Source organism: Citrobacter sp. Marseille-Q5395, from assembly GCF_947057495.1.
Classification (GTDB): domain Bacteria; phylum Pseudomonadota; class Gammaproteobacteria; order Enterobacterales; family Enterobacteriaceae; genus Citrobacter; species Citrobacter murliniae.
Genome location: NZ_CAMSEL010000015.1, coordinates 71,558 through 96,382, shown reverse-complemented (window position 1 = coordinate 96,382; position 24,825 = coordinate 71,558). Strand labels below are relative to the sequence as shown.

At 50.5% G+C, this 24,825-nt stretch carries 23 protein-coding genes; 12 read left to right on the top strand and 11 right to left on the bottom strand.

Annotated features, from left to right (window positions below; genetic code table 11):
* Positions 1-8: 8 nt before the first annotated feature.
* The gene (gene moeB, locus OH663_RS17245) at positions 9-758 is read right to left on the bottom strand and encodes a molybdopterin-synthase adenylyltransferase MoeB (protein WP_045441205.1); all 750 of its coding nucleotides are present in this window, start codon (positions 756-758) and stop codon (positions 9-11) included.
* Positions 758-1,993, bottom strand: a complete 1,236-nt coding sequence (moeA, locus tag OH663_RS17240) for a molybdopterin molybdotransferase MoeA (RefSeq protein ID WP_263525784.1) — start codon at positions 1,991-1,993, stop codon at positions 758-760. The genes moeB and moeA overlap by 1 nt, the downstream gene beginning before the upstream one ends.
* 201 nt (positions 1,994-2,194) lie before the next feature.
* Between moeA and iaaA the strand changes: the two genes are divergently transcribed.
* Genes iaaA through gsiD form a run of 5 tightly spaced genes read left to right on the top strand, consistent with a single transcriptional unit; the run spans position 2,195 to position 8,466 of the window.
* Complete coding sequence (gene iaaA / locus OH663_RS17235; RefSeq protein WP_200010686.1) at positions 2,195-3,160, top strand: beta-aspartyl-peptidase; 966 nt, start codon at positions 2,195-2,197, stop codon at positions 3,158-3,160.
* On the top strand, positions 3,147-5,018 hold the full coding sequence (gsiA, locus tag OH663_RS17230) for a glutathione ABC transporter ATP-binding protein GsiA (RefSeq protein ID WP_048221784.1): 1,872 nt from the start codon (positions 3,147-3,149) through the stop codon (positions 5,016-5,018). The genes iaaA and gsiA overlap by 14 nt, the downstream gene beginning before the upstream one ends.
* 27 nt (positions 5,019-5,045) lie before the next feature.
* Entirely contained in the window at positions 5,046-6,584 is a 1,539-nt protein-coding gene (gene gsiB / locus OH663_RS17225) for a glutathione ABC transporter substrate-binding protein GsiB (RefSeq protein WP_200010688.1), read from the top strand.
* A gap of 47 nt (positions 6,585-6,631) precedes the next feature.
* Entirely contained in the window at positions 6,632-7,552 is a 921-nt protein-coding gene (gene gsiC / locus OH663_RS17220) for a glutathione ABC transporter permease GsiC (protein WP_045441210.1), read from the top strand.
* 2 nt (positions 7,553-7,554) lie between these two features.
* Complete coding sequence (gene gsiD, locus OH663_RS17215; RefSeq protein WP_200010690.1) at positions 7,555-8,466, top strand: glutathione ABC transporter permease GsiD; 912 nt, start codon at positions 7,555-7,557, stop codon at positions 8,464-8,466.
* 95 nt (positions 8,467-8,561) lie between these two features.
* Here gsiD and rimO read toward each other — a convergent pair whose 3' ends face one another.
* On the bottom strand, positions 8,562-9,869 hold the full coding sequence (rimO, locus tag OH663_RS17210; protein ID WP_045441212.1) for a 30S ribosomal protein S12 methylthiotransferase RimO: 1,308 nt from the start codon (positions 9,867-9,869) through the stop codon (positions 8,562-8,564).
* Positions 9,870-10,094: 225 nt separating this feature from the next.
* On the opposite strand from rimO, the gene OH663_RS17205 reads away from it, so the two are divergent.
* On the top strand, positions 10,095-10,280 hold the full coding sequence (locus OH663_RS17205; RefSeq protein WP_231593081.1) for a glycine cleavage system protein T: 186 nt from the start codon (positions 10,095-10,097) through the stop codon (positions 10,278-10,280).
* A 53-nt stretch (positions 10,281-10,333) separates the two neighbouring features.
* On the top strand, positions 10,334-12,784 hold the full coding sequence (gene glgP / locus OH663_RS17200) for a glycogen phosphorylase (RefSeq protein ID WP_200010692.1): 2,451 nt from the start codon (positions 10,334-10,336) through the stop codon (positions 12,782-12,784).
* A gap of 10 nt (positions 12,785-12,794) precedes the next feature.
* Here glgP and OH663_RS17195 read toward each other — a convergent pair whose 3' ends face one another.
* Positions 12,795-13,742 carry a LysR family transcriptional regulator gene (locus OH663_RS17195; protein WP_045441215.1) on the bottom strand — a complete coding sequence of 316 codons (948 nt, stop codon included), beginning with the start codon at positions 13,740-13,742 and terminating at the stop codon, positions 12,795-12,797.
* A gap of 239 nt (positions 13,743-13,981) precedes the next feature.
* Here OH663_RS17195 and bssR point away from each other — a divergent pair, with 239 nt between their 5' ends.
* Positions 13,982-14,365 (top strand): biofilm formation regulator BssR, encoded by a 384-nt coding sequence (gene bssR / locus OH663_RS17190; RefSeq protein WP_045441216.1) that lies wholly within the window; start codon positions 13,982-13,984, stop codon positions 14,363-14,365.
* 102 nt (positions 14,366-14,467) lie between these two features.
* Positions 14,468-15,577 carry a PQQ-dependent sugar dehydrogenase gene (locus OH663_RS17185; RefSeq protein WP_200010697.1) on the top strand — a complete coding sequence of 370 codons (1,110 nt, stop codon included), beginning with the start codon at positions 14,468-14,470 and terminating at the stop codon, positions 15,575-15,577.
* A gap of 20 nt (positions 15,578-15,597) precedes the next feature.
* Here OH663_RS17185 and OH663_RS17180 read toward each other — a convergent pair whose 3' ends face one another.
* A complete protein-coding gene (locus OH663_RS17180; RefSeq protein WP_045441218.1) occupies positions 15,598-16,224 on the bottom strand; it encodes a glutathione S-transferase family protein in 627 nt (208 codons plus the stop codon).
* Between the two features lie 319 nt (positions 16,225-16,543).
* Between OH663_RS17180 and dacC the strand changes: the two genes are divergently transcribed.
* Positions 16,544-17,746: a serine-type D-Ala-D-Ala carboxypeptidase gene (dacC, locus tag OH663_RS17175; protein ID WP_048222747.1), complete on the top strand. Its 1,203-nt coding sequence runs from the start codon at positions 16,544-16,546 to the stop codon at positions 17,744-17,746.
* A 45-nt stretch (positions 17,747-17,791) separates the two neighbouring features.
* Here dacC and deoR read toward each other — a convergent pair whose 3' ends face one another.
* Both deoR and ybjG read right to left on the bottom strand, forming a co-directional pair.
* The gene (deoR, locus tag OH663_RS17170) at positions 17,792-18,550 is read right to left on the bottom strand and encodes a DNA-binding transcriptional repressor DeoR (protein WP_045441219.1); all 759 of its coding nucleotides are present in this window, start codon (positions 18,548-18,550) and stop codon (positions 17,792-17,794) included.
* Positions 18,551-18,616: 66 nt separating this feature from the next.
* Positions 18,617-19,225 (bottom strand): undecaprenyl-diphosphate phosphatase, encoded by a 609-nt coding sequence (gene ybjG / locus OH663_RS17165; protein WP_200010699.1) that lies wholly within the window; start codon positions 19,223-19,225, stop codon positions 18,617-18,619.
* 319 nt (positions 19,226-19,544) lie between these two features.
* On the opposite strand from ybjG, the gene OH663_RS17160 reads away from it, so the two are divergent.
* Positions 19,545-20,777 (top strand): MFS transporter, encoded by a 1,233-nt coding sequence (locus OH663_RS17160; RefSeq protein ID WP_048221778.1) that lies wholly within the window; start codon positions 19,545-19,547, stop codon positions 20,775-20,777.
* Positions 20,778-20,821: 44 nt separating this feature from the next.
* On the opposite strand, the gene OH663_RS17155 is transcribed toward OH663_RS17160, so the two are convergent.
* The 3 genes from OH663_RS17155 to OH663_RS17145 all read right to left on the bottom strand — a co-directional run bounded on the left by OH663_RS17155 (position 20,822) and on the right by OH663_RS17145 (position 23,234).
* The gene (locus tag OH663_RS17155) at positions 20,822-21,103 is read right to left on the bottom strand and encodes a hypothetical protein (protein ID WP_413814565.1); all 282 of its coding nucleotides are present in this window, start codon (positions 21,101-21,103) and stop codon (positions 20,822-20,824) included.
* A 107-nt stretch (positions 21,104-21,210) separates the two neighbouring features.
* A complete protein-coding gene (locus OH663_RS17150; protein WP_045441222.1) occupies positions 21,211-22,026 on the bottom strand; it encodes a Cof-type HAD-IIB family hydrolase in 816 nt (271 codons plus the stop codon).
* Positions 22,026-23,234: an MFS transporter gene (locus tag OH663_RS17145; RefSeq protein ID WP_263525783.1), complete on the bottom strand. Its 1,209-nt coding sequence runs from the start codon at positions 23,232-23,234 to the stop codon at positions 22,026-22,028. Before OH663_RS17145 ends, OH663_RS17150 begins: the two co-directional genes overlap by 1 nt.
* Before the next feature lie 85 nt (positions 23,235-23,319).
* Between OH663_RS17145 and OH663_RS17140 the strand changes: the two genes are divergently transcribed.
* A complete protein-coding gene (locus tag OH663_RS17140; RefSeq protein WP_200010702.1) occupies positions 23,320-23,868 on the top strand; it encodes a TetR/AcrR family transcriptional regulator in 549 nt (182 codons plus the stop codon).
* Between the two features lie 5 nt (positions 23,869-23,873).
* On the opposite strand, the gene OH663_RS17135 is transcribed toward OH663_RS17140, so the two are convergent.
* The gene (locus tag OH663_RS17135; protein WP_045441225.1) at positions 23,874-24,788 is read right to left on the bottom strand and encodes a LysR family transcriptional regulator; all 915 of its coding nucleotides are present in this window, start codon (positions 24,786-24,788) and stop codon (positions 23,874-23,876) included.
* Positions 24,789-24,825 lie beyond the last annotated feature (37 nt).

Sequence of the window (24,825 nt, the reverse complement as noted above, 5' to 3'; positions counted from 1 at the left end):
GCTACATATTACTGCCCGCACACCTCGCAGCCTGGGTTACGCATTAGCTTCATTTCGCGAAACTGGCAGGTCATTGCATCGTACATCACGATCTTTCCTGTCGCTGGTTTACCGTAGTTTGCCAGTAACTTAATTGCTTCCATTGCCTGCAATGAACCGATCACGCCAATTAGCGGAGACATCACCCCGGCTTCCACGCAGGTTAAGGCGTTTTCGCCAAACAGTCGGCTCAGGCAGCGATAGCAGGCCTCTCCGTCCTGCCAGGTAAATACGCTGATTTGCCCTTCCATGCGAATTGCCGCACCGGACACAAGTGGAATCTTAGTGGCAAAACAGGCGGCATTTAGCTGATTACGCACCGCGACATTATCGGTACAATCCAGCACCAGATCATGCTCAGCAATTAGCGTATGAATAGCGGCGTCATCCAGCAGCGCATTGATTGGCGTAATCGTAATATGTGGATTGATCCGCGCCAGTGCGTCTCGAGCAGACTCTACTTTTGGCATCCCTACCGTAGCATCGCTGTGAAGCGTCTGGCGCTGGAGGTTAGAAACTGAAACGGTATCAAAGTCGAGCAGGGTCAAATGCCCGATACCCGCACCTGCCAGGTACTGGGTAGCAGCACAACCAAGTCCTCCCAGACCAACGACCAGTACCCGCGCCTCTTTAAGCGCTTCCTGACCTTCAAAATCAAAGCCGCGCAGGATGATTTGCCGGTTATAGCGCATCATCTCCTGGTCGCTGAGTTCTGCCATTACAGGCCTCTAAACAGTGCGTTAAACGGTTCGACCTCTACCCACTCTCCGGCCTCCACGTTACCGCGGTCGCGCTCCAGTACAATAAAACAGTTACCCTGGCTGAAGGAGCTAAAAATATGCGAGCCCTGATGACCGGTGGTGGTGACCTCCAGTTCGCCTTCTGCCGTGCGCTGCAATACTCCGCGTTGGAAATCCAGGCGCCCTGGTGTTTTTTTCAGGCGTGATGCGGTGCGCACGCGCTGGCGAGGTGGAAGCCCGCTGGCCGTATTACCACTGAGTTTCGCTAAAAGTGGCTGCACCAGTTGATAGAAGGTGAGGGCTGCAGAAACCGGGTTGCCCGGCAGACCGCAAAACCAGCTATTGCTTAGTTTACCGAAAGCAAATGGCTTGCCTGGCTTGATCGCCAGCTTCCAGAACGCGATCTCTCCCAGTTCTTCCAGTATGGTTTTGGTGTAGTCTGCTTCACCCACAGAAACACCGCCGGAACTGATAACCACGTCGGCCTGGCTGTCAGCTTCGATAAACGCCGCGCGTAACGCATTTGGATCGTCGCGGATAATGCCTAAGTTGATTACTTCGCAGCCCAACTGTTGCAGCATGAGATGCACGGTCAGGCGGTTGGTGTCATAAATTTGTCCGTCGCCCAGCGGTTGGCCTGGCAACTGCAATTCATCACCGGTGGAGAAGAGTGCTACGCGCACTTTGCGAACCACCTGGACCTCAGCTATACCCAGCGATGCCAGCACGGGGAGTTCAGCCGTCGTCAGGCGAGTTCCTGCGGGAAAGACAACAGCGCCGTTGGAAATATCTTCGCCGCGCCGACGGATATTTTGCCCGGTGCGGACATCCGCAGTAAAACGGATGCCGCCGTCAGTTTGTTCGGTTTGTTCCTGCATCACCACCGCTTCACAACCGGCAGGAACCGGTGCGCCAGTCATAATACGAATGCAGGTTCCCGCTGGCCATTCACCATGGTAAGGCTGACCGGCAAAGGCTTTACCTGCAACAGTGAGCGGCTGACCGGATTGTAGATCCTCTACACGTACCGCGTAGCCGTCCATTGCCGAGTTATCAAATCCCGGTACATCACAAGGGGAGACTACGTCAGTTGCCAGAATACGACCGAAGCATTGAACCAGGGGCAACGTTTCGACTGCGGTGAGTGGGGTAATAGACGACAGCATCTGAGTGAGTGCCGTTTCGAGCGGCATCAGTCCGGTGGTAAATTCCATGAGAAGACTCCTGCGAGGCAAAATCGAATCTGGCCATTATGTCAGAAAACAGGCGTCGACAGTATGCCACCTCAGTCTTAGGTGCGGGGCTTTATCTTTACATGACGTCTGCATCTTTCTATATTCAAAAATCGAATCAATAACTCACAGAATTTCTGATATTTATAACCCCGATACCAGCCACCTTAATGGACGATAAAAATGAGCAAAGCAGTCATTGCAATTCACGGTGGTGCTGGCGCAATAACCCGCTCACAACTGAGTCAGGAGCAGGAGTTACGTTATATACAGGCGCTGTCAGATGTCGTTGAGGTGGGGCAACGGATGCTTGAAGCGGGTCAAAACGCGCTGGATGTCGTCACCGAAGCCGTACGCCTGCTTGAAGAGTGCCCTCTGTTCAATGCCGGAATTGGTGCGGTGTTTACCCGTGATGAAACCCATGAGCTGGATGCTTGCGTTATGGACGGTAATACGCTGAAGGCGGGAGCTGTTGCCGGGGTTAGCCACCTGCGAAACCCGATCCTTGCTGCTCGTCTGGTGATGGAGCACAGTCCGCATGTCATGATGGTGGGGGAAGGGGCGGAAAATTTTGCCATTGCGCAGGGAATGACGCGCGTTGCTGCCGATATTTTCTCTACACCAGAGCGTTTTGCACAGCTTGTGGCGGCGCGTGCGGAGGATGAGACGATACTTGATCATAGTGGTTCGCCATTGGACGAACGCAATAAAATGGGGACCGTCGGTGCGGTAGCGCTGGATCAGTACGGCAATCTGGCTGCGGCGACATCAACGGGTGGTATGACCAATAAATTGCCGGGGCGCGTCGGTGACAGTCCGCTGGTCGGTGCGGGGTGTTATGCCAATAATGCCAGTGTTGCTGTCTCCTGTACGGGAACTGGCGAAGTATTTATTCGTGCGCTGGCGGCTTATGACATTGCGGCGCTGATGGATTATGGCGGTCTGAGCTTATCAGAGGCGTGCGAACGCGTGGTGATGGAGAAATTACCGGCGTTGGGCGGCAGCGGTGGGCTAATCGCCGTCGATCATGAAGGTAACGTCGCTTTACCGTTTAATAGTGAAGGCATGTACCGTGCCTGGGGATATGCCGGCGATACGCCAACTACCGGTATTTACCGGGAGAAAGGAGATACCGTTGCCACACAGTGATGAGCTTGATGTCAGCGATGTGCTGGCGGTCAGCAACCTGAATATTGCCTTTGAGCAGGAGCAGCAACGTATCAGCGCGGTGCGTAATCTGTCATTTCGCCTGAAGCGTGGAGAAACGCTGGCGATTGTTGGCGAATCCGGTTCAGGGAAATCAGTAACTGCTTTGTCACTAATGCGTCTGATAGAACAGGCGGGCGGTGAAGTAAGTTGCGATGAGATGCTGCTTCGGCGACGTAACCGACAGGTAATTGAGCTCGGTGAACAAAGCGCCTCGCAGATGCGTCATGTACGCGGTGCGGATATCGCGATGATCTTCCAGGAGCCGATGACGTCACTCAACCCGGTGTTTACCGTTGGCGAACAGATTGCCGAGTCTATTCGCTTACATCAGGGCGCAAATCGTGAAGATGCGATGGCGGAGGCCAAACGAATGCTCGACCAGGTGCGTATTCCCGAGTCGAGGGCCATTTTATCGCGCTACCCGCATCAGCTTTCCGGCGGCATGCGTCAGCGGGTGATGATTGCGATGGCGCTCTCTTGCCGTCCTGCGGTATTGATTGCTGATGAGCCGACAACTGCGCTGGATGTCACTATTCAGTCGCAGATCCTTCAGCTGATCAAAGTGTTACAGCAGGATATGTCCATGGGGGTGATATTTATCACCCACGATATGGGGGTTGTTGCCGATATAGCCGATCGTGTGCTGGTAATGTATCAGGGGGAAGCTGTAGAAACCGGCAGCGTTGAACAGATTTTTCACGCCCCCCAACATCCCTACACTAAAGCGCTTCTGGCAGCCGTACCGCAGCTTGGAGCGATGAGCGGGCATGACCTTCCGCGTCGGTTTCCGCTTATTTCCCTGCATGATCCTGACCATATTGAACCAGAGACTGAACAGGACACCGTGGTTGAGGGGGAGCCGATTTTGCGGGTACGCAATCTGGTGACGCGTTTTCCATTGCGTAGCGGCATTCTTAATCGCGTAACTCGCGAAGTTCATGCAGTAGAAAACGTCAGCTTTGATCTCTGGCCCGGTGAAACGCTATCGCTGGTTGGGGAGTCAGGCTGCGGTAAGTCCACCACCGGGCGCGCGTTGTTGCGTCTGGTGGAGTCCCAGCGTGGGGAGATAACGTTCAACGGCCAACGTATTGATACGCTGGCGGCCAGCAAGCTGCAGCCGCTGCGCCGGGATATACAATTTATCTTCCAGGACCCTTATGCATCACTGGATCCTCGCCAGACGGTGGGATATTCGATTCTGGAACCGCTGCGGGTTCATGGTTTACTGCAAGGCGATGCAGCGGCAAAACGCGTGGCATGGTTGCTGGAGCGTGTTGGGTTGCTTCCTGAGCATGCCTGGCGTTATCCGCATGAATTTTCGGGCGGGCAGCGTCAGCGTATTTGCATTGCCCGGGCGCTGGCGCTGAATCCGAAAGTGATTATCGCCGATGAGTCTGTTTCCGCACTGGATGTCTCAATTCGTGGACAGATTATCAACCTGTTGCTCGACCTGCAGCGCGAAATGGGTATTGCATACCTGTTTATTTCTCACGATATGGCGGTAGTAGAGCGTATCAGTCACCGTGTGGCAGTGATGTATCTGGGACAAATTGTAGAAATTGGGACCCGGCGGGCGGTGTTTGAAAATCCTCAACATCCCTATACCCGAAAATTGATGTCGGCAGTACCAGTCGCCGACCCATCTCATCACCGGCCGCAGCGCGTACTGCTGTCGGATGATATCCCCAGCAATATCCGCAAACGCGGTGAAGAAATCTTCCCCGTCTCACTCCAGTTAGTTGGGCCGGGGCATTATGTTGCGCGTTCGCAAGCGGATAATGCGCTTTCGCGTTTATAACAGGCAGGCAGGGTTCAGGAGAATAACATGACAAAAATTGTTGCTCGAAAATGGCTGGTTGCTCTGGGGGTAGCCTCTGCACTGGCTGCGTCTCCTTCCTGGGCTGCCAAAAATGTGGTGGTGGCGGTAGGGTCTAATTTCACTACGCTCGATCCGTATGATGCGAACGATACGCTGTCACAGGCGGTGGCGAAGTCGTTTTATCAGGGATTGTTCGGTCTTGATAAAGAGATGAAACTGAAAAACGTGCTGGCGGAAAGCTACACCGTTTCCGCTGATGGCCTGACGTACCTCGTCAAACTGCGCCAGGGCGTGAAGTTTCAGGATGGGACCGACTTCAATGCCGCTGCGGTAAAAGCCAACCTTGATCGAGCCAGTAATCCGGAAAACCATCTTAAACGCTACAATTTGTATAAGAATATTGATAAAACCGAGGCCGTCGATCCGTCTACGGTGAAGATCACGCTAAAACAACCGTTCTCTGCATTTATCAATATCCTGGCGCATCCGGCAACGGCGATGATTTCACCAGCAGCACTGGAAAAGTACGGCAAGGAGATTGGTTTCCATCCTGTTGGTACCGGCCCTTATCAACTGGATACCTGGAATCAGACCGATTTTGTTAAGGTGAAGAAGTTCCCAGGCTACTGGCAGCAGGGATTGCCAAAGCTTGATACGATTACCTGGCGTCCGGTAACGGACAACAATACCCGTGCGGCAATGTTGCAGACGGGTGAAGCCCAGTTTGCTTTCCCGATCCCTTACGAGCAGGCTGCGTTACTGGCGAAGAACAAAAATCTGCAACTGGTTGCCAGCCCGTCAATAATGCAGCGTTATATCAGTATGAACGTCACGCAAAAACCGTTCGACAACCCGAAGGTGCGTGAGGCGCTGAATTATGCCATCAACCGTCAGGCGCTGGTGAAAGTAGCTTTTGCCGGTTACGCGACGCCAGCGACAGGTGTTCTTCCTCCGGCGATTGCCTACGCACAAAGCTATACGCCGTGGCCTTACGATCCGGCAAAGGCACGTGAATTGTTAAAAGAGGCGGGTTATCCCAACGGGTTTACCACCACACTGTGGTCGTCGCATAACCACAGCACCGCGCAGAAAGTTCTGCAATTTACGCAGCAGCAGTTAGCGCAGGTGGGCATTAAAGCACAGGTCACGGCGATGGATGCCGGACAGCGAGCCGCCGAAGTTGAAGGGAAGGCGCAGAAAGAGAGTGGGGTGCGGATGTTCTACACCGGCTGGTCAGCGTCTACGGGCGAGGCTGACTGGGCGCTGTCGCCGCTGTTTGCTTCACAAAACTGGCCGCCAACCTTGTTTAATACGGCGTTCTACAGTAACAAGCAGGTGGACAGCGATTTATCGGCAGCATTGCAGACCAACGATCCGGCGCAAAAAGCGCAGTTGTACAAAGACGCGCAAGATATCATCTGGAAAGAGTCGCCGTGGATCCCGTTAGTGGTGGAAAAACTGATCTCTGCGCACAGTACAAATTTGACCGGATTCTGGATTATGCCGGATACCGGATTTAGTTTTGATGATGCGGATTTGCAATAAGCTATTCATTTGGCCCCTGAATAACGGGGGCCGCCGAAGGGAGTCTGATGCTTAACTATGTTTTCAAGCGCCTGCTGGGGCTAATTCCAACCCTGTTGATTGTCGCGGTGCTGGTGTTTTTATTTGTCCACCTGCTGCCAGGCGACCCTGCCCGACTGATTGCCGGGCCGGAGGCCGACGCTGAGGTTATTGAACTGGTGCGCCAGCAGTTGGGTCTGGACCAGCCGCTGCATGTTCAGTTCTGGCATTACATCACTAACGTTTTGCAGGGCGATTTCGGGACATCAATGGTCTCCCGTCGGCCGGTGGCTGAAGAGATTGCCAGCCGCTTTATGCCGTCCCTGTGGCTGACGATCGCCAGTATGGCGTGGGCGGTTTTATTTGGTATGACGGCGGGGATCATCGCCGCCGTATGGCGCAACCGTTGGCCGGACAGGGTGAGCATGGCGCTGGCGGTAACGGGGATATCTTTCCCGGCCTTTGCGCTTGGTATGCTGTTGATGCAGATATTCTCCGTTGAGCTGGGCTGGTTACCAACCGTTGGCGCAGACACCTGGCTGCATTATATCCTGCCTTCCATCACTCTCGGTGCAGCGGTGGCGGCGGTGCTTGCACGTTTTACCCGTGCCTCGTTTGTCGATGTGCTTAGCGAAGATTACATGCGCACTGCTCGTGCGAAAGGGGTAAGTGAAACCTGGGTGGTGTTAAAACACGGTCTGCGAAACGCAATGATTCCGGTCGTTACGATGATGGGATTGCAGTTCGGTTTTTTGCTTGGTGGCTCAATTGTGGTTGAGAAAGTGTTCAACTGGCCCGGGCTTGGGCGATTGTTGGTAGACTCTGTTGAAATGCGAGACTATCCGGTGATTCAGGCCGAGGTTCTGTTATTTTCTCTGGAGTTTATTCTTATTAACTTAGTGGTGGATGTGCTCTATGCCGCCATTAATCCCGCTATCAGGTACAAGTAAGGATGCGATTTTTTAACTGGCGCCGGCAGGCGATTTTAAATGCGATGCCCCTCGTGAAGCCTGAACAGATCCGTACGCCATGGCATGAGTTCTGGCGTCGTTTTCGTCGCCAGCACGTGGCGATGATCGCCGGGATATTTGTGCTGGCCTTGATCCTGGTCGCGATATTTGCCCGCTGGCTGACGCCGTTTGATGCCGAGAATTACTTCGATTATGACCGTCTGAATGACGGCCCGACGATGATGCACTGGTTTGGCGTCGATTCATTGGGTAGAGATATTTTCAGCCGCGTGTTGGTCGGTGCGCAAATCTCGCTGGCTGCGGGAGTCTTTGCCGTCTTTATTGGCGCGGCGATAGGGACGGTATTGGGACTGGTGGCGGGCTATTACGAAGGCTGGTGGGATCGGCTGATTATGCGCATCTGCGATGTGCTGTTCGCCTTTCCTGGTATTTTGCTGGCAATTGCGGTGGTGGCGGTGCTGGGAAGTGGCATTGCTAACGTCATCATTGCTGTCGCAGTCTTCTCCATTCCGGCCTTCGCCCGTCTGGTGCGAGGGAATACGCTGGTACTTAAGCAACAGACGTTTATTGAGTCGGCGCGTAGCATCGGTGCCAGCGATATAACTATCATCTTCAACCATATTCTGCCGGGAACCGTCTCCTCGATTGTGGTCTTTTTTACCATGCGTATCGGGACATCGATTATTTCAGCCGCGAGTTTGTCATTTCTTGGGTTAGGTGCTCAGCCGCCAACGCCGGAGTGGGGGGCTATGCTTAACGAAGCGCGGGCAGATATGGTGATCGCGCCGCACGTGGCGATTTTCCCGGCAGTAGCTATATTCCTGACGGTACTGGCGTTTAATATGTTGGGAGATGGCCTGCGCGACGCGCTGGACCCTAAGATAAAGGGATAAACCGTAGGCCTGATAAGATGCTTTAGCATCGCTATCAGGCATTGCCAGATGTCAGCATAAATGGCTTATCCGGCCTACGGTTCTGTTACGTGTGTTTAGACGCGGGAGCCCCACAGATCGTATTCGTCTGCGTTTTCAACTTTCACGCGGATGATATCGCCTGGTTTCACGTTGGTTTCCCCATTCATGTACACCGCGCCGTCGATTTCAGGTGCGTCTGCCATGCTACGGCCAATGGCGCCTTCTTCGTCAACTTCATCAACGATGACCATAATTTCGCGACCTACTTTTTCCTGCAAACGTTCAGCAGAGATCTGCTGCTGAAGTTGCATAAAGCGGTTCCAGCGCTCTTCCTTCACCTCTTCCGGGATTTGATCCGGCAGATCATTTGCGCCAGCACCCTCAACCGGGCTGTACTTAAAGCAACCAACGCGATCCAGGCGCGCTTCTTTCAGGAAGTCGAGCAGCATCTGGAAGTCTTCTTCTGTTTCACCCGGGAAGCCGACGATGAATGTCGATCGCAGAGTCAGCTCAGGGCAGATTTCACGCCATTGTTTAATACGCGCTAATTGTCTGTCCACAGAGCCAGGTCGCTTCATCAGCTTGAGAATACGCGGGCTGGCATGCTGCAGTGGGATGTCCAGATACGGCAGGATTTTACCTTCCGCCATCAGTGGAATTACGTCGTCAACGTGCGGGTACGGGTAGACATAATGCAAACGGGTCCAGATACCCAGTTTTGACAGTTGCTCACACAGGTCAACCATGCTGGTTTTTACTGGTTCGCCGTTATGAAAACCAGTGCGATGCTTCACATCCACGCCGTAAGCAGAAGTATCCTGGGAGATTACCAGGATCTCTTTCACACCAGCATCAACCAGGCGTTTAGCTTCGCTGAGTACGTCGCCGATCGGACGGCTCACCAGATCACCACGCATAGATGGAATAATGCAGAATGTGCAGCGGTGGTTACAGCCTTCAGATATTTTCAGATAGGCGTAGTGACGCGGAGTCAGTTTGACGCCCTGCTCAGGTACCAGGCTCTGGAAGGGGTTATGCTTCGGCTTTGGCACATAGTGGTGAACATGCTCAAGAACCTGTTCGTAGCTATGTGGCCCGGTGATTTCCAGCACCTTCGGGTGAACTTCACGGATCTGATCGACTTTCGCGCCCAGACAGCCGGTGACAATCACCTTGCCGTTTTCGTTCAGCGCTTCGCCAATCACTTCCAGTGACTCTTGTACCGCACTGTCGATAAAGCCGCAGGTGTTAACGATAACCATATCCGCGTCGTCGTAGCTCGGTACAACATCATAACCTTCAGTACGAAGTTCAGTCAGGATGCGTTCGGAATCGACGAGGTTTTTCGGACAACCTAGTGATATAAAACCAATTTTTGCCATTTTCTTATACTGTACATTGCTCGTAATCGGGGGATTATACAGATGCCTTCACGCTACATCTATATCTGATAGCGAGAAGACGAACAGAATAAAGGGGAATTAATAGAATATCTGCTGGTGAAAGGTGTTTAGAGAGTCTAATTCCGGCTTTAAGTGCTACTTCTTGGCTATAGAAACGCATTGGCGTAAATTTTATTCCGTCGAGCGTTATCAATGAGGTTAAATTTGAAAGATATTGTTTTGCAGGCCAAACTTGAAATGGCTAAAACACTTTATGCTAATGGCGTGAGTTTATATTATATCTCTCTCGCGACAGGTCTAACCTGGCGTATTTTAATGGCAGAATTAAGTTTTATTACTCGCCACGAAGTTATCCTGCAAAAAAGTAAAACTCGAAAACCTGAGCTTTAAATAATTCGCCTGTCGATGTCTCATCCTACAATATTCTGAAAGGTAATGTTGATATGTATATTTCGCCACTTCCGGTCGCTGCAGATTCTGATGTTGATAAACTTAGAGATGATATTGCGAATAAACTCTTATTTACGATTGGTAAGGATCCCGCAATCGCGACAAAACGGGAGTGGCTAAATGCAACGTTATACGCCGTGCGCGATCGAATGGTCGAACGCTGGCACCGCTCTAACCGGGCCCAGTTTTCTCAGGATGCCCGCCAGGTTTACTATTTATCGATGGAATTTCTGATTGGACGCACTCTTTCCAACGCGTTGCTTTCTTTAGGTCTGTACGATGAAGTGAACTGCGCGCTTGAAGCTATGGGGCTGGATCTGGAAGAACTGATCGATGAAGAAAATGACCCTGGGTTAGGTAATGGCGGTCTCGGACGTCTGGCTGCCTGTTTCCTCGATTCGCTGGCGACGCTTGGGCTGCCGGGATGCGGATATGGTATTCGTTATAATTACGGTATGTTCAAACAAAATATCGTAAATGGAGTACAAAAAGAGTCTCTGGACTATTGGCTGGAATACGGGAATCCGTGGGAATTCAAACGACATAATACGCATTATAAAGTGCGTTTCGGTGGTCGCATTCAGCAGGAAGGGAATAAAACCCGGTGGATTGAAACCGAGGATATTCTGGCTGTGGCGCACGATCAAATTGTGCCCGGCTACGCGACAGACACCACCAATACATTACGCTTGTGGAATGTGCAGGTTAACAGCGAGGTTAATTCTGGCAAACTGAATCTGAATGATGATTTTTCTATTGAAGTGGAAAACAAATACCACTTTGAGAGGATCTCGCGGGTGCTATACCCGGACGACTCTACCGATGCTGGCCGTGAATTACGCTTACGACAGGCTTATTTCCTGGCGTCCGCAACAGTTCAGGATATTCTGAGTCGTCATTATCAGTTGCACAAAACCTACCATAATCTGGCAGATAAAATCGCAATCCATCTTAATGATACTCATCCGGTACTGGCGATCCCTGAACTGATGCGTTTATTGATCGATCAGCATCAGTTTTGCTGGGAAGATGCGTTTGATGTGACCTGTCAGATCTTTTCCTATACCAATCATACCCTGATGAGCGAAGCGCTGGAGACATGGCCGGTGGAGATGCTGAGCAGACTCCTGCCTCGTCATTTACAGATTATTTTTGAAATTAACGAGCGGTTCCTGAAATCGGTGAGCGATAAATATCACGATAATAGTGAGTTACTAAAACGTGTATCGCTGATTGATGAATCTAATGGTCGCGTGGTGCGTATGGCCTGGCTGGCCGTTGTTGTCAGCCATAAAGTCAATGGCGTGTCGGCATTGCATTCAAAACTGATGACGGAATCCTTGTTTGCTGATTTCGCACGTATTTTCCCTATGCGTTTTACTAATGTGACTAATGGTGTTACGGCCAGGCGTTGGCTGGCCCTGGCGAATCCTCCACTTGCCAGCGTGCTGGATGAGCATATTGGTCATACCTGGCGTACCAAACTTATTCAGCTTGGCGAATTGAAGCAGTACATCGATTATCCGTCCGTGAATGAGGCGGTGCATCGGGCGAAGCGGGAAAATAAACAGCGGTTGGCACACTACATTGCCACACAATTTGGTGTGGTAGTGAATCCTGATGCTTTGTTTGACGTGCAAGTAAAGCGTATCCACGAGTACAAGCGGCAATTACTGAATGTGCTCCACATCATCACCCGTTATAACCGCATTAAAGCTGCGCCGGATGCCAATTGGGTACCTCGTGTGAATATTTTTGCGGGAAAAGCCGCTTCGTCGTACTACATGGCGAAACAAATTATTCGCTTAATTAACGATGTGGCGCAGCGGGTCAATAACGATCCGCAAATTGGTGGCAGGTTGAAAGTGGTGTTTATACCGGATTACAGCGTCAGTCTGGCGCAATTGATCATTCCGGCCGCAGATCTGTCTGAACAGATTTCGTTGGCCGGTACTGAGGCTTCCGGGACCAGTAACATGAAGTTTGGGCTTAATGGCGCGTTAACAATCGGTACGCTGGACGGGGCGAACATTGAGATGCGGGAGTATGTCGGCGAAGATAACATCTTTATCTTTGGGAATACGGCACAAGAAGTAGAAGCCTTACGACAAAGCGGTTATAGCCCCAGAGCTATTTTTGAGAACGATATTGAGCTGCACCAGGTACTGACTCAAATAGGTACTGGCATGTTCAGTCCACAGGAACCAGGGCGATATCAGAATATACTGGATTCGTTGATTAACTTTGGCGACCATTATCAGGTTTTAGCGGATTATCGTAGCTATGTAGATTGCCAGGATGCGGTGGACGATTTGTATTGTAATCCTCGTGAATGGACGACAAAAACGCTGCATAATATTGCCAATATGGGTTACTTTTCTTCAGACAGAACGGTACAGGAATATGCTGATAACATCTGGCGTATTACCAAAATACACGTTTAACCTTTAATGACTACAGGTGCCCTTCCAGGTTTTCAGGACCGGGAGGCGCTTGTAATTCAGCCAGAATGGGAGCCAGTATCTTATGGGTACTGGTTTCTTTACGCGATGAAGCATAAATACTAAATTGCGGTAACGGGAATGGTGTATTTATTTTTTTTAACCCGTAAAGTTTTGCGTGAGTGTTAAATACTTTTTCCGGGATCACGCCTACACATTGTGTATTAGATACAATGGTGAGTATTGCTGTAAAAGAAGAGGTTAGCAGGCAGCGCTCTCCAGTTCTGAATTTCTTATCAACGATGCTTCTGTGGTAAATAATCTTTTCATTTTTTGTGTTATAGCCGACGAGATTTGCGCGTCGGAACATTTCTTCACTAATCGAATTCTCATACAACGTATTATTCTGTGAAGCGGCCAGCACCAGGCGCATATCACATATTTTTTGGCAGGAGATCCCCCCTGATTCAACCGAAAAGGTTGAAAAAACAACATCCGCCTGCCGCATGTTTAACAACTCAATAATGCTTTGCTCATTTAAATCGGCGGTAAGATGCAGGAGGCTAATATCAGCGTCAGTGTTGATTATTTTGGCTGTGACATCGGGAATAACGATCGGAGAAATAAAAGATTCAGTGTACAGAGTGAGTCTTTTTTTTGTTGCCGGGGACGAATGTGGCATCAGCAGTGAGAGTTTATCGATAATTGGGATCGTATTGTCATAAAGCTCGTCGGAATAGACTGTCGGCAACAGAGCATTGCCGCTGCGGACAAATAAGTTATCCCCCATTAATTCGCGTAGCTTCCTTAATGATTGGCTGACGGCAGAGGGCGAAATATTCAGCATGTCAGCGACCCTGCTGATACTGCCTACGCTATAGATCAAACAGAAAATCGTCAGCAGATTGAGGTCTATCTTTGATAGCGTGCGTATTTTTTCTGCATCATTTGCTTTTGACATAGTCCCCTCATGCTAAGCGTCGCGCAGTAATCCCACAGGTATAGCAAAAAATGACCGGTAAGTCAGAGATCTGAGGGAGGTTGTCTCTCCGTGAGCACAACGACTCTGTCCGCTGCTACAGGTTGTAACATTGTAAATTATGTTAATCAATTAGGGTTTATTGATATAGAGCATCAATTTGTTCAAAAAACAACCATACTATTAAGTTGCACTATGGTTGGAAAGAGGAGGAACAAAGTATGGTTGTTGACAGACTGAGAACCGATCTTCTCAACAAGTTGATAAACGCCCGCATCGACCTCGCCGCTTATCTGTTGTTGAGGAAGGCGAAAGGCTACATGTCAGTCAGCGAGAACGATCGTCTGCGTGATGGTTTTTTTGCACTGAATCGCGAACTACACGATCAATCACAGCTCCACGGTATGCATCTTGATCAGGAAGAGTGGAATGCCCTTCATCGTGCTGAAGGGGCGTTAGCCGCCGCCGCTGTTTGTCTTATGAGTGGACATCATGACTGTCCAAATTTTATTGCTGTTAACGCAGAGAAACTTGAAAACTGCCTGACAACGCTGACGCTGAGTATCCAAAGCTTGCAGAGCTACTCAACATTGGAACACGTCTGAACCAGGGGGAGAACGCTCCCCCTTTTCGTTAATATTATGTAAAAGTAGCAGGATATCTCCTCCTGCTGGCTACGCTTTATGCAGAGCCATTAAGGAGGTGTTATGCGTCGACTCTTTCTCTGTGTTGCCTCGTTTGCGTTACTTTCCCCTTTTGCCGGTGCTGAACTGTCTGCTGTGAAGGTTGAAGTGTTGCAAACCAAACTTGACCATCCCTGGTCACTTGCTTTTTTACCTGATAATCGCGGCATACTCATTACGCTTCGGGGAGGACAACTTCGACTCTGGCAACCCGGTAAGGGGCTTTCAGATCCGCTGACCGGTGTGCCAAAGGTTTGGGTAAATGGCCAGGGAGGATTACTCGACGTGGTGTTAGCGCCGGATTTTGAACACTCCCGGCGGGTTTGGCTCAGTTATGCTGAAGCCAACCATGAAGGGAAAGCAGGGACAGCCGTAGGCTACGGACGACTGAGTGATGACCTCAAGCATCTGGAGGGATTCAAGGCGATTTTTCGCCAAATGCCTAAACTCTCAACCGGAAACCATTTTGGCGGACGCATGGTGTTTGATGGCAAAGGTTATCTGTTTATTGGACTGGGAGAGAATAATCAGCGTTCTACCGCTCAGGATCTGGATAAGTTGCAAGGCAAGGTTGTGCGTCTGACCGAGCAGGGCAAAATTCCGTCAGACAATCCCTTTGTGAATCAGGCTGGTGCTCGTCCTGAAATTTGGTCGTACGGCATTCGTAATCCGCAGGGCATGGCGATGAATCCCTGGAGTGAGGTGTTGTGGTTAAATGAGCATGGTCCACGCGGAGGCGATGAAATTAATGTCCCCGAAAAAGGTAAAAACTATGGCTGGCCGATAGCGACCTGGGGTGTTAACTACAGTGGTTTTAAAATTCCGGAATCACAGGGCGAAATAGTCGACGGTACTGAACAACCCGTCTTTTACTGGGAAAAATCTCCCGCAGTCAGCGGAATGGCTTTTTATAACCGCGATACCTTCCCGCAGTGGCAGCAGAAACTGTTTATTGGCGCGTTGAAAGAACAGGACGTGATCGTGTTAAGCGTCAATGGGAATAACGTGACGGAGGACGGACGCATTTTGCGGGAAAGGGGGCAACGGATCCGTGATGTGCGTGTCGGACCAGACGGTTATTTATATGTGTTAACCGACGAGTCCGACGGGCAATTACTTAAGGTGAGTCCCTGAACATTGCATCATTGACGCTATTAGCTGACTGGGATCATGACCACTTTCTGGAATGCCGGACGCTCGGTGAGCTGCTGATACCAGCGTTCAAGATGAGGTCGGTGGGTCCAGCTCAGGCCGACGTTAAACAGGTTATAGATGAACGGTGCTACGGCAATATCGCCGGTACCAAATTCAGCCCCGGAGAACCATGGTTGGTTTGCCAGCGCGTCGTCAAGAATGCTAAACAGGTTATCGCAAACCTTCGCCCCTGCGTCGATGGCTGCCTGGTCACGTTGTTCAGCCGGTGTTCTGACCAGACCGAATAAAATCACCCGGTGTGCAGGACTCAACGTCTGGTTAGCCCAGTCCATCCATTTTTCGCCTTCAGCGCGCTTTGCCGGAGCATCAATCCACAAACGCTTTTGCCCGTACTGGGCAGCCAGATAGCGGACAATGGTGTTGGATTCCCACAGTAATACGTCGGTTTCATCATCGCGCAGTAGCGGAACCAGGCCGTTGGGATTCATTGCCAGATAGTCCGCATCGTGGTTAATGCCATGCTGCCCGCCCGCCAGGATTTGGGTATACGGTAGTTCCAGTTCTTCGAGCGTCCACAACACTTTCTTTACGTTGGTCGAGTTATTTCGACCCCACAGTGTAATCATAGTAACTCCGTAAATTAATTGAGCAGTTTTATGTCTGCATTCGGCATCTGACAGGTTCACATGGTTGGGTAAACCTAATATTTACGCAACAAGGTGTAAAAAAATCGTGATGGGGGCAGCGCAGCGCAATGTTATTGCATAAACTTTAAAAACTTTACCAACTTACGGTTTCTTTAAGCTCGTTAGTGCGTTATTACTCACCGCACTTATTTTACACGTCATCCATCAGGCCTCTTCTGCGTTGGTTGGGCCGATGCAGTTTGTGTAAACACGGTGTGTTATGACGTGGTTTTTTGGAATGGATACTCGGGTGGCATTTATGACGCAATACTTCTCTTCCCTTCGCAGCCTGGCTGCAGGTTCAGCACTCTTATTCCTTTTTGCACCAACCGCACAGGCGGTGGAGCAACCAACGGCCCCGCCGAGCGTGGATGCGCGGGCGTGGATCTTAATGGATTACGCCAGCGGCAAGGTTCTGGCGGAAGGCAATGCTGACGAGAAACTGGACCCAGCCAGTCTGACTAAAATTATGACCAGCTATGTGGTTGGTCAGGCGCTGAAGGCGGGGAAAATTAACCTGACTGACATGGTGACCGTGGGGAAAGATGCCTGGGCGACGGGCAACCCGGCCCTGCGTGGATCTTCGGTGATGTTCCTGAAGCCCGGCGATCAGGTAGCGGTGTCCGATCTGAATAAAGGCATTATCATCCAGTCCGGTAATGATGCCTGTATCGCTCTGGCAGATTACGTGGCCGGTAGTCAGGAATCCTTTATTGGTTTGATGAACGGTTACGCGCAAAAACTGGGACTGACCAACACCACTTTCCAGACGGTACATGGTCTGGATGCGCCAGGGCAGTTCAGTACCGCGCGTGATATGGCGTTGCTGGGCAAAGCGTTAATCCACGATGTGCCAGAAGAGTACGCCATCCATAAAGAGAAAGAGTTTACCTTCAATAAAATTCGTCAACCGAACCGCAACCGCCTGTTGTGGAGCACCAACCTGAATGTTGATGGTATGAAAACGGGTACCACTACAGGTGCGGGATATAACCTGGTGGCCTCCGCGACGCAAGGTGATATGCGCCTGATCTCCGTGGTGTTAGGGGCGAAAACCGATCGTATTCGTTTCAATGAGTCAGAAAAACTGCTCACGTGGGGCTTTCGTTTCTTTGAAACCGTTACACCGATCAAGCCGGATGCAACTTTCGTGACCCAGCGCGTCTGGTTTGGTGATAAGAGTGAAGTCAATCTGGGGGCTGGAGAAGGCGGATCTGTGACTATCCCACGTGGTCAGCTTAAAAACCTGAAGGCCAGCTTTACTCTGACTGAACCGCAATTAACCGCTCCGTTGAAGAAAGGCCAGGTTGTCGGAACTATCGACTTCCAGCTTAACGGGAAATCTATTGAACAGCGTCCGTTGATGGTGATGGAAGCGGTTGAAGAGGGCGGATTCTTTAGCCGGATGTGGGACTTTGTGATGATGAAGTTCCACCAGTGGTTTGGTGGCTGGTTCTCTTAATTTCAGTCATTGCCGGATGGCGTTATCGCTGTCCGGCAAACCCCATCAATACATCAGCTTAATATGCTGTGCTTTAGCGTAATTAACAAATTCATCGTCAGGACGGTTATCACTGATGATGGTATTAAAGCGTTTTAATTCTCCCATCCGTGCGGGACGCACCTTGCCAAATTTACTGTGATCTACCACCAGAACGTGATATTGCGCCATCGACATCGCCCAATGTTTAACCGGTAACTCTTCCAGGTTAAAACAGGTCGCGCCCTTGTCAATATGAACGCCAGCGGCGGAGTAAAAGGCAATATCCGGGCACAGGTTATTCAGTGTTTCCTGGAAATCGAGTGGTTTGAAAATCGCATTGCTGGCATGGAATTCACCCCCACACAGGATGACGCGACACTGTGGTTTTTCCTGTAGTGCCAGAAACGTATTCAGCGAGTAACAGATAGCTGTGAAGGGCAGTTCATTATCTATCGCTTCGATGATCCACGGCGTAGTTGTACCGCAGTCAAAAAAAATTGTCTGATGCGCCTGAACGAGGCTTGCAGCCTGCTGCGCGGCGCGCCGTTTTTCATCCACCAGGCGGGATTTTTGGTCGCTGATTAGGTAGTGGCTGGCGCTGCGGGGTTCCAGAACAATATAACCCCCAAGCAATACCACAGGGGCATTGTTATTGTTCAGATCGCGACGGATGGTCATCTCAGATACGCCCAACAGCGTCGCGGCTTCTTTAAGGTGTAATTTATCGCTGCGTTTCAGTGCCTGCAGCAATTGACCAATACGCTCGTCGCGTCGTGTTTCCATATTTCCCCTGATGAGTAGAGTATGCGATCAGTATCGCGCGCTTAATACTACTCTTTTTACCAAGGGTTAGTCACGCACCCAGCCCTTACGGATGGGCAGGGCGAAGCAGGTGCGATAGCACGCTTGCAAACCGTTATACAGAGGGGCGCCAAATCGTTGCCAGATCATCTGTGCACTCAAGCAGCCGATCAGGCCTGCCAGCAATCCGCCCAGCATATCCAGCGGCCAGTGTACGCCGAGGTAAACCCGCGACCAGGCAATTGCGACAGCGATGACCATCAACAGTGCGCCAGACCAGAGGCGATGCCAGAACAAAAACGCCAGCGCAAAGGTAAAAATGACCGTACCGTGATCGCTTGGGAAAGAGTCATCAGGCGCATGGTGCAGGAAGTTGTAACCGATATGGTTAACGAACGGACGATCGTGTGGGAACAGATGGCCCATCAGCCACGAAATGGTTAAACCGACGATCAGCGCGATCGCCATTTTTATAACCAACTGACGCTGAATGATAACACGGCTACGCGGGCCCCAAAGCCAGAGTACAACGGCTAATATCGGTACGATATTGATCAGATCTTTGGCGATAAAAATGGCAAGCGAGATCGCCCACTGCGCAGAGTCTGGCGTGGCGTTGATCAGGTAAAAAAGCGAGTTATTCAGATTTTCCAGCATAACATCCAGACTCAGTACAGTGTTTAAAAAAAGGGCGAGCAATGCGCCTCATATCCGTATCAGACAGATCATAAAATCGCGGCCACCTGAGAAAAAGTGGTTTTGTCTTATTTATCTGTTAAATGAAGAGTTTTAATACAGCTATTGAGATTTAATCACCATGATAACGACTTCAACTTAAATTAACCTTAACGCGGGAGGATATTGTGAAAACGAGTGTAAAAATGTGCGCATTTTGCTTTCAATTCACATAATTCACTATCACCAGTTCGGCGCATTTATTACACTTTGCGCGTTTTTTCATTTGTTAAGAGACTGCATGCAGAACCGTTTATCTTCAGGCGCCCGTTTGGGGCGTCAGGCATTACTTTTCCCTCTCTGTCTGGTGCTTTACGAATTCTCTACTTATATCGGTAACGATATGATCCAGCCCGGAATGTTGGCAGTAGTGGAGCAATATCAGGCTGGATTAGATTGGGTTCCAACTTCCATGACTGCTTATCTGGCTGGTGGCATGTTTTTGCAATGGCTGCTTGGGCCGCTGTCGGATCGCATAGGCCGTCGCCCGGTGATGTTAACCGGTGTTGTCTGGTTCATTATTACCTGCCTGGCGACGCTGTTTGCGCAGAATATTGAGCAATTTACCTTCCTGCGTTTTTTGCAAGGGATCAGCCTGTGCTTTATTGGCGCGGTGGGCTATGCCGCAATTCAGGAATCCTTTGAAGAGGCGGTCTGTATTAAAATTACCGCACTCATGGCGAATGTGGCGCTGATTGCACCTTTGTTGGGGCCGTTAGTCGGAGCCGCCTGGGTGCATGTTCTTCCGTGGGAAGGGATGTTTGTTCTGTTTGCGGCACTGGCGGCCATCGCCTTTTTTGGCTTACAGCGCGCGATGCCTGAAACGGCAACCCGGCTGGGTGAAAAGCTATCCATTAAAGAGCTTGGCAAAGATTACAAACTGGTGCTTAAAAACGTGCGTTTTGTCGCCGGAGCACTGGCGCTGGGCTTTGTCAGCCTGCCGTTACTGGCCTGGATTGCGCAGTCCCCGATTATCATTATTAGTGGTGAACATCTCAGCAGCTATGAATATGGTCTGTTACAGGTGCCAATTTTTGGTGCGCTGATTGCCGGGAATCTGGTGCTGGCTCGTCTGACTTCGCGGCGCACAGTGCGATCGCTGATTATTCTGGGCGGTTGGCCAGTTGCTGTGGGGTTGATTATCGCTGCGGCAGCCACGGTGGTTTCTTCCCATGCTTATCTGTGGATGACGGCAGGTTTGAGTATTTATGCTTTTGGTATAGGTGTGGCGAATGCAGGTCTGGTGCGCCTGACACTGTTTGCCAGCGAAATGAGCAAAGGGACTGTTTCAGCCGCAATGGGCATGCTACAGATGCTGATTTTTACCGTCGGTATTGAGTTGAGCAAACATGCGTATCTGATCGGTGGAAACGGCTTATTTAGCCTGTTTAATCTGGCAAGCGGTATAATTTGGCTGGTCCTGATGTTTATCTTCCTGAAGGATAAACGGGTCGGAGATTCCCGGGAAGGATAGGATTTCAATGCCTGATAGTTGTTCGCTATCAGGCATTCAAAGCGTTAGTGATGGTCGTCGATTTGATGTTCGATAATCATCCCTTCGCCAACGCTGGCAACATGACGTGCATAAGGATGCGCACGATAAACGGGAGCAGGTGCGGGGGCCGGTGCAACATAGACCGTTTGCGGTGCGGTCGTGACGCTTACCGCCTGTGGAACACTCACGGAAGAAGGGACCACCACCACTTTATACCCGTCTGGCACATCAACGGTTACGTTCTGCGCCATTGTCGTTCCCGCAACCCCCAGCAACAATGCTGCCATCAGTACACTTTTCTTCATCATCAGTTCACCTGAAATGTTCACTGGAGGTAATTATCCAGCGGGTTAATTTGATGCGGATTATGAAGAGATCATCCCAACGTTTTGTTGCCGTCCGTGCTAAGAGATTATTGTGTAAACGGCGCTTCGTTTTTGAGCACACGATCGATAATATCCAGCACGCCTTCTTCGTTATTTGAACCCGCGCGATATTTTGCCGCCGCGACCACCGTGTCTTTGGCGTTTGCCATCGCAAAACTAAAGCCCGCCTGGCGCAGCATCTCAATATCATTTCCACCATCGCCAAATACCACGACTTCATCGTCGGTAATATTCCAGCGTTTTTGTAGCAGACGCAGACCGTTTGCCTTATGCACTCCTGGAATAATTAAATCAATGCTGCCGTAGCCCGTATGAACCGGAACCATAATATCGCCAATTGCGTTATGGAGGTCCGCCTGAACCTGGGGGATACGATCGTCTGAGATATTCAACCCGAATTTGAAGAATACGTCGTTGATGTTGTCAAAGTTATCTACAAATTCAAGACGATGATAGTACATAGCCGCGACCGATTTTAGTTCATCACTGTATTGCTTCAGTGTGTAGGCGCTGCTTTTCCCGCAGGCAATAATGTCGATGTCCGTTCGCGTCAATAAATGTTCCACGACGACATCAAAATCATCCTTTGCCAGCTCACCGTTAAATACATCTTCCTCTTCGCTGACCACCCAGCCGCCGTTTTCCGCCACAAATGAGATTTCGTGAGCCAGTTCGGGGAAAAAGGAGATTAACTGGTAATACTGGTTACCGCTGGCGACAACAAAGCGGATCCCTTGTTTTTTCATCTGATGATACTGCGCCATGAACCGCTCACGGTTGTAGGTCTTTTGGTCACTTAAAAAAGTACCGTCCATATCTACCGCAATTAACTTGATACCCATTAGCCGTTCTCCATCGCAGTTTGAGTTTTTGAATCTGGTTTGGCGACAGCTTTCGCCACGATAGCCGCTACCAGCACCAGTGCCAGCACGACTAACATTGCGCTGCGTAATCCGTAGTGTTCACCCAGATAGCCCAACAGCGGCGGTCCAACCAGGAAGGCCAGGTAGCCGGTAGTCGCAACCACGCTCACGCGGGTTGGGGCATCGGGACCGGTATCACTGGCCGCCGAAATAGTCAGTGGGAAGCCAAGCGATGCGCCAAGTCCCCACAGGATGACGGAAACGCCCGCTAACCACGAGCTATCAACAAAAATAATCAGGCTAATCCCAAGCGCCCCCATTAGCGCGCTGGCACGCACGACAGCGACGCGGCTGTAACGGTCGATAAACCAGCCGCCAGTGAACCGTCCGACGGTCATTCCCAGCGTAAAACCGGCATAAATCAATGAACCGGATGTCGGGCTAAAGCCATGTCCGTCCACCATCAATAGCGGAAGCCAGTCGTTGGCGGAACCCTCGGCAAAAGCCATTGCCAGAACCACTACGCCGATGAGCAACAACTGGATATCACGGTAAAAAGGTAGCCCCTTTTCGCTCGAATGAGATCCGTCGGTAGCATTTTTGCCCGTGCCGTCAGGAATGGCTTTTATGGCGATGAATATTGGGGTAATCGTGACTACCGCCGCCAGCAGAATATGTACAGTCGCCGGTATGCTAAGGGCGGTAAGAATCATCCCGACGCCGGCACCGGCAAGAGTTCCCAGGCTGTAAAAACCATGCATCATCGGCAGAACGGTTTTGTTCATTTCGCGCTCAACTGCCGCGCCTTCAACGTTAATGGCAACTTCTGCGGCACCAAAGCTGGCACCAAATACGGCCAAACCAAATGCAAAAAACCATGGTGAGTGCAACCATAGCGCCAGGCTGAGGACCATCATTCCTGTGACTGCGCAAGACATGGTGGTGCGAATCACCTTTCGTGTGCCAAATCGTTTCACCAGCCAGGCCGAACATAGAATGCCACTCATCGAACCAATAGAGAGTCCAAACAATACTGCGCCCATTTCCGCAGTGGAAATGGAGAGGATATCTCTGATGGCTGGGGTACGCGTTGCCCAGGAAGCCATTAATAATCCTGGTAAAAAGAAGAATGTGAATAGCGCCCTGGTACGGCGTCTTAGGGCTTTGCGTGATGAGATGCCTGTCATGAATTCGAGCCAAAGAGAAGAGGAAAGAAGACAACATTAGCAAGGTTGTGTACATTTGTACATAAATGTACTCAGAGGAAATACAGTGCGACGCGCGAACGATCCGCAACGGCGGGAAAAAATAGTTCAGGCTACTCTGGAAGCGATAATAACCCATGGTATTCATGCGGTTACACACCGCAAAATCGCAATAATTGCTCAGGTACCCTTGGGTTCTATGACTTATTACTTTTCGGGAATGGATGAGCTTTTAATGGCGGCATTTGGTCGTTTCACTGAAACCATGTCGCAGCAATATCAGGCATTCTTTGATGACGTTTCAAATGCGTCGCAGGCCTGTCATGCCATTACCAGTATGATCTACAGTTCACAGGTCACCACGCCGGACAATATGGAGCTAATGTACCAGCTTTATGCTTTTGCCAGCCGAAAACCAGCACTGAAAATGGTGATGCAAAACTGGATGCTGCGCAGTCAGCAAACGTTAGAGCAGTGGTTCGATCCGGCCACGGCTCGGGCTCTGGATGCGTTTATTGAAGGGATGACTCTGCACTTTGTGACGGATAAAACGCCACTGTGTCGAGAAGATATTCTGGTTATGGTTGAACGTATTGCAGGGCTGCCGCAGGCGTGATTTTCTTAAAACGAACTGTCGAGGCGGGTAATCGCCTGACGTAAAAAGTCGATGACTCTCCGGGTTTCTGTTGTCAGCGGTTGATTCGCATTTGTCACGGTCCCGACATCCATATACGTAATAAAATCATCAATCGTTCTGCGCATGACGCGTAATCCGTCCAGCGACCAGGGGCGATATACCAGATCTGACAAAATAGTTATTCCTCTGCCTTTGGCGACCAGGCTGCGTATCGCCTCAAAAGAATTACTGCGAAAACAGATGTCAGGCGCGTAGCCACGCTGTTGCCAGTAGTCTGTGATGACGTCGGGATACTTGTCGGTTTCCAGCAGTAAAAACGGTAGCTTCACGACATCTTTCAGACGGATTGCTGGCTGGCTTTGCAACGGGTGCCCGATTGAGCTCCACAGGCGTCGTTGTGAGCGAATGAAGGTTTCGATTTTCAGGTCAGCGTCGTGGCTGATATTCGAAGTCAGTAGCAGGCAAAAATCAACGTTCTTTTGTCGCAGCGCCTGAACTAACTCTGGCGCTGTATCTTCATGAAAAATGATCTCCAGCAGCGGAAAACGGCGTTCAATGTCATCAAGTATATCCGGGATAAGATAGGCGGAGAGCGTTTCGGCAACCCCAATACGCACCGTACCGCAGAGGAGATCACTCCTGTCATGCAGGGCGTCAACGGCGGCCCGGCTACTGTTGATGATGTTACAGGCATGAGCCAGAAAGCGCTCACCCTCAGCGGTTAGCTTCACACCTTTGGGATATCGTACAAATAATTGTGCGTCTAATGCTTCTTCCAGGTTCCGCATGGCGATGGTCATCGATGATTGAGAGATATGACAACGTGCTGCTGCTTTGGAAATTTGTAATGTTTCGGCGAGCGCGATGTAAAACTCAAGTTGCCTTAGCGTGAATTTCATAGTTTTAATCTATGCACATGGATGAAAACGTTATATT

Coding starts and splice junctions, on each gene's coding strand:
- ybjG (WP_200010699.1), bottom strand. CDS start 19,225: ATGCTGGAAAATCTGAATAACTCGCTTTTTTACCTGATCAACGCCACG.
- OH663_RS17180 (WP_045441218.1), bottom strand. CDS start 16,224: ATGATTACACTGTGGGGTCGAAATAACTCGACCAACGTAAAGAAAGTG.
- deoR (WP_045441219.1), bottom strand. CDS start 18,550: ATGGAAACACGACGCGACGAGCGTATTGGTCAATTGCTGCAGGCACTG.
- OH663_RS17195 (WP_045441215.1), bottom strand. CDS start 13,742: ATGTCAAAAGCAAATGATGCAGAAAAAATACGCACGCTATCAAAGATA.
- OH663_RS17145 (WP_263525783.1), bottom strand. CDS start 23,234: ATGACAGGCATCTCATCACGCAAAGCCCTAAGACGCCGTACCAGGGCG.
- glgP (WP_200010692.1), top strand. CDS start 10,334: ATGTATATTTCGCCACTTCCGGTCGCTGCAGATTCTGATGTTGATAAA.
- OH663_RS17185 (WP_200010697.1), top strand. CDS start 14,468: ATGCGTCGACTCTTTCTCTGTGTTGCCTCGTTTGCGTTACTTTCCCCT.
- gsiC (WP_045441210.1), top strand. CDS start 6,632: ATGCTTAACTATGTTTTCAAGCGCCTGCTGGGGCTAATTCCAACCCTG.
- dacC (WP_048222747.1), top strand. CDS start 16,544: ATGACGCAATACTTCTCTTCCCTTCGCAGCCTGGCTGCAGGTTCAGCA.
- OH663_RS17160 (WP_048221778.1), top strand. CDS start 19,545: ATGCAGAACCGTTTATCTTCAGGCGCCCGTTTGGGGCGTCAGGCATTA.
- iaaA (WP_200010686.1), top strand. CDS start 2,195: ATGAGCAAAGCAGTCATTGCAATTCACGGTGGTGCTGGCGCAATAACC.
- OH663_RS17150 (WP_045441222.1), bottom strand. CDS start 22,026: ATGGGTATCAAGTTAATTGCGGTAGATATGGACGGTACTTTTTTAAGT.
- OH663_RS17155 (WP_413814565.1), bottom strand. CDS start 21,103: ATGAAGAAAAGTGTACTGATGGCAGCATTGTTGCTGGGGGTTGCGGGA.
- gsiD (WP_200010690.1), top strand. CDS start 7,555: ATGCGATTTTTTAACTGGCGCCGGCAGGCGATTTTAAATGCGATGCCC.
- gsiB (WP_200010688.1), top strand. CDS start 5,046: ATGACAAAAATTGTTGCTCGAAAATGGCTGGTTGCTCTGGGGGTAGCC.
- rimO (WP_045441212.1), bottom strand. CDS start 9,869: ATGGCAAAAATTGGTTTTATATCACTAGGTTGTCCGAAAAACCTCGTC.
- OH663_RS17135 (WP_045441225.1), bottom strand. CDS start 24,788: ATGAAATTCACGCTAAGGCAACTTGAGTTTTACATCGCGCTCGCCGAA.
- bssR (WP_045441216.1), top strand. CDS start 13,982: ATGGTTGTTGACAGACTGAGAACCGATCTTCTCAACAAGTTGATAAAC.
- moeA (WP_263525784.1), bottom strand. CDS start 1,993: ATGGAATTTACCACCGGACTGATGCCGCTCGAAACGGCACTCACTCAG.
- moeB (WP_045441205.1), bottom strand. CDS start 758: ATGGCAGAACTCAGCGACCAGGAGATGATGCGCTATAACCGGCAAATC.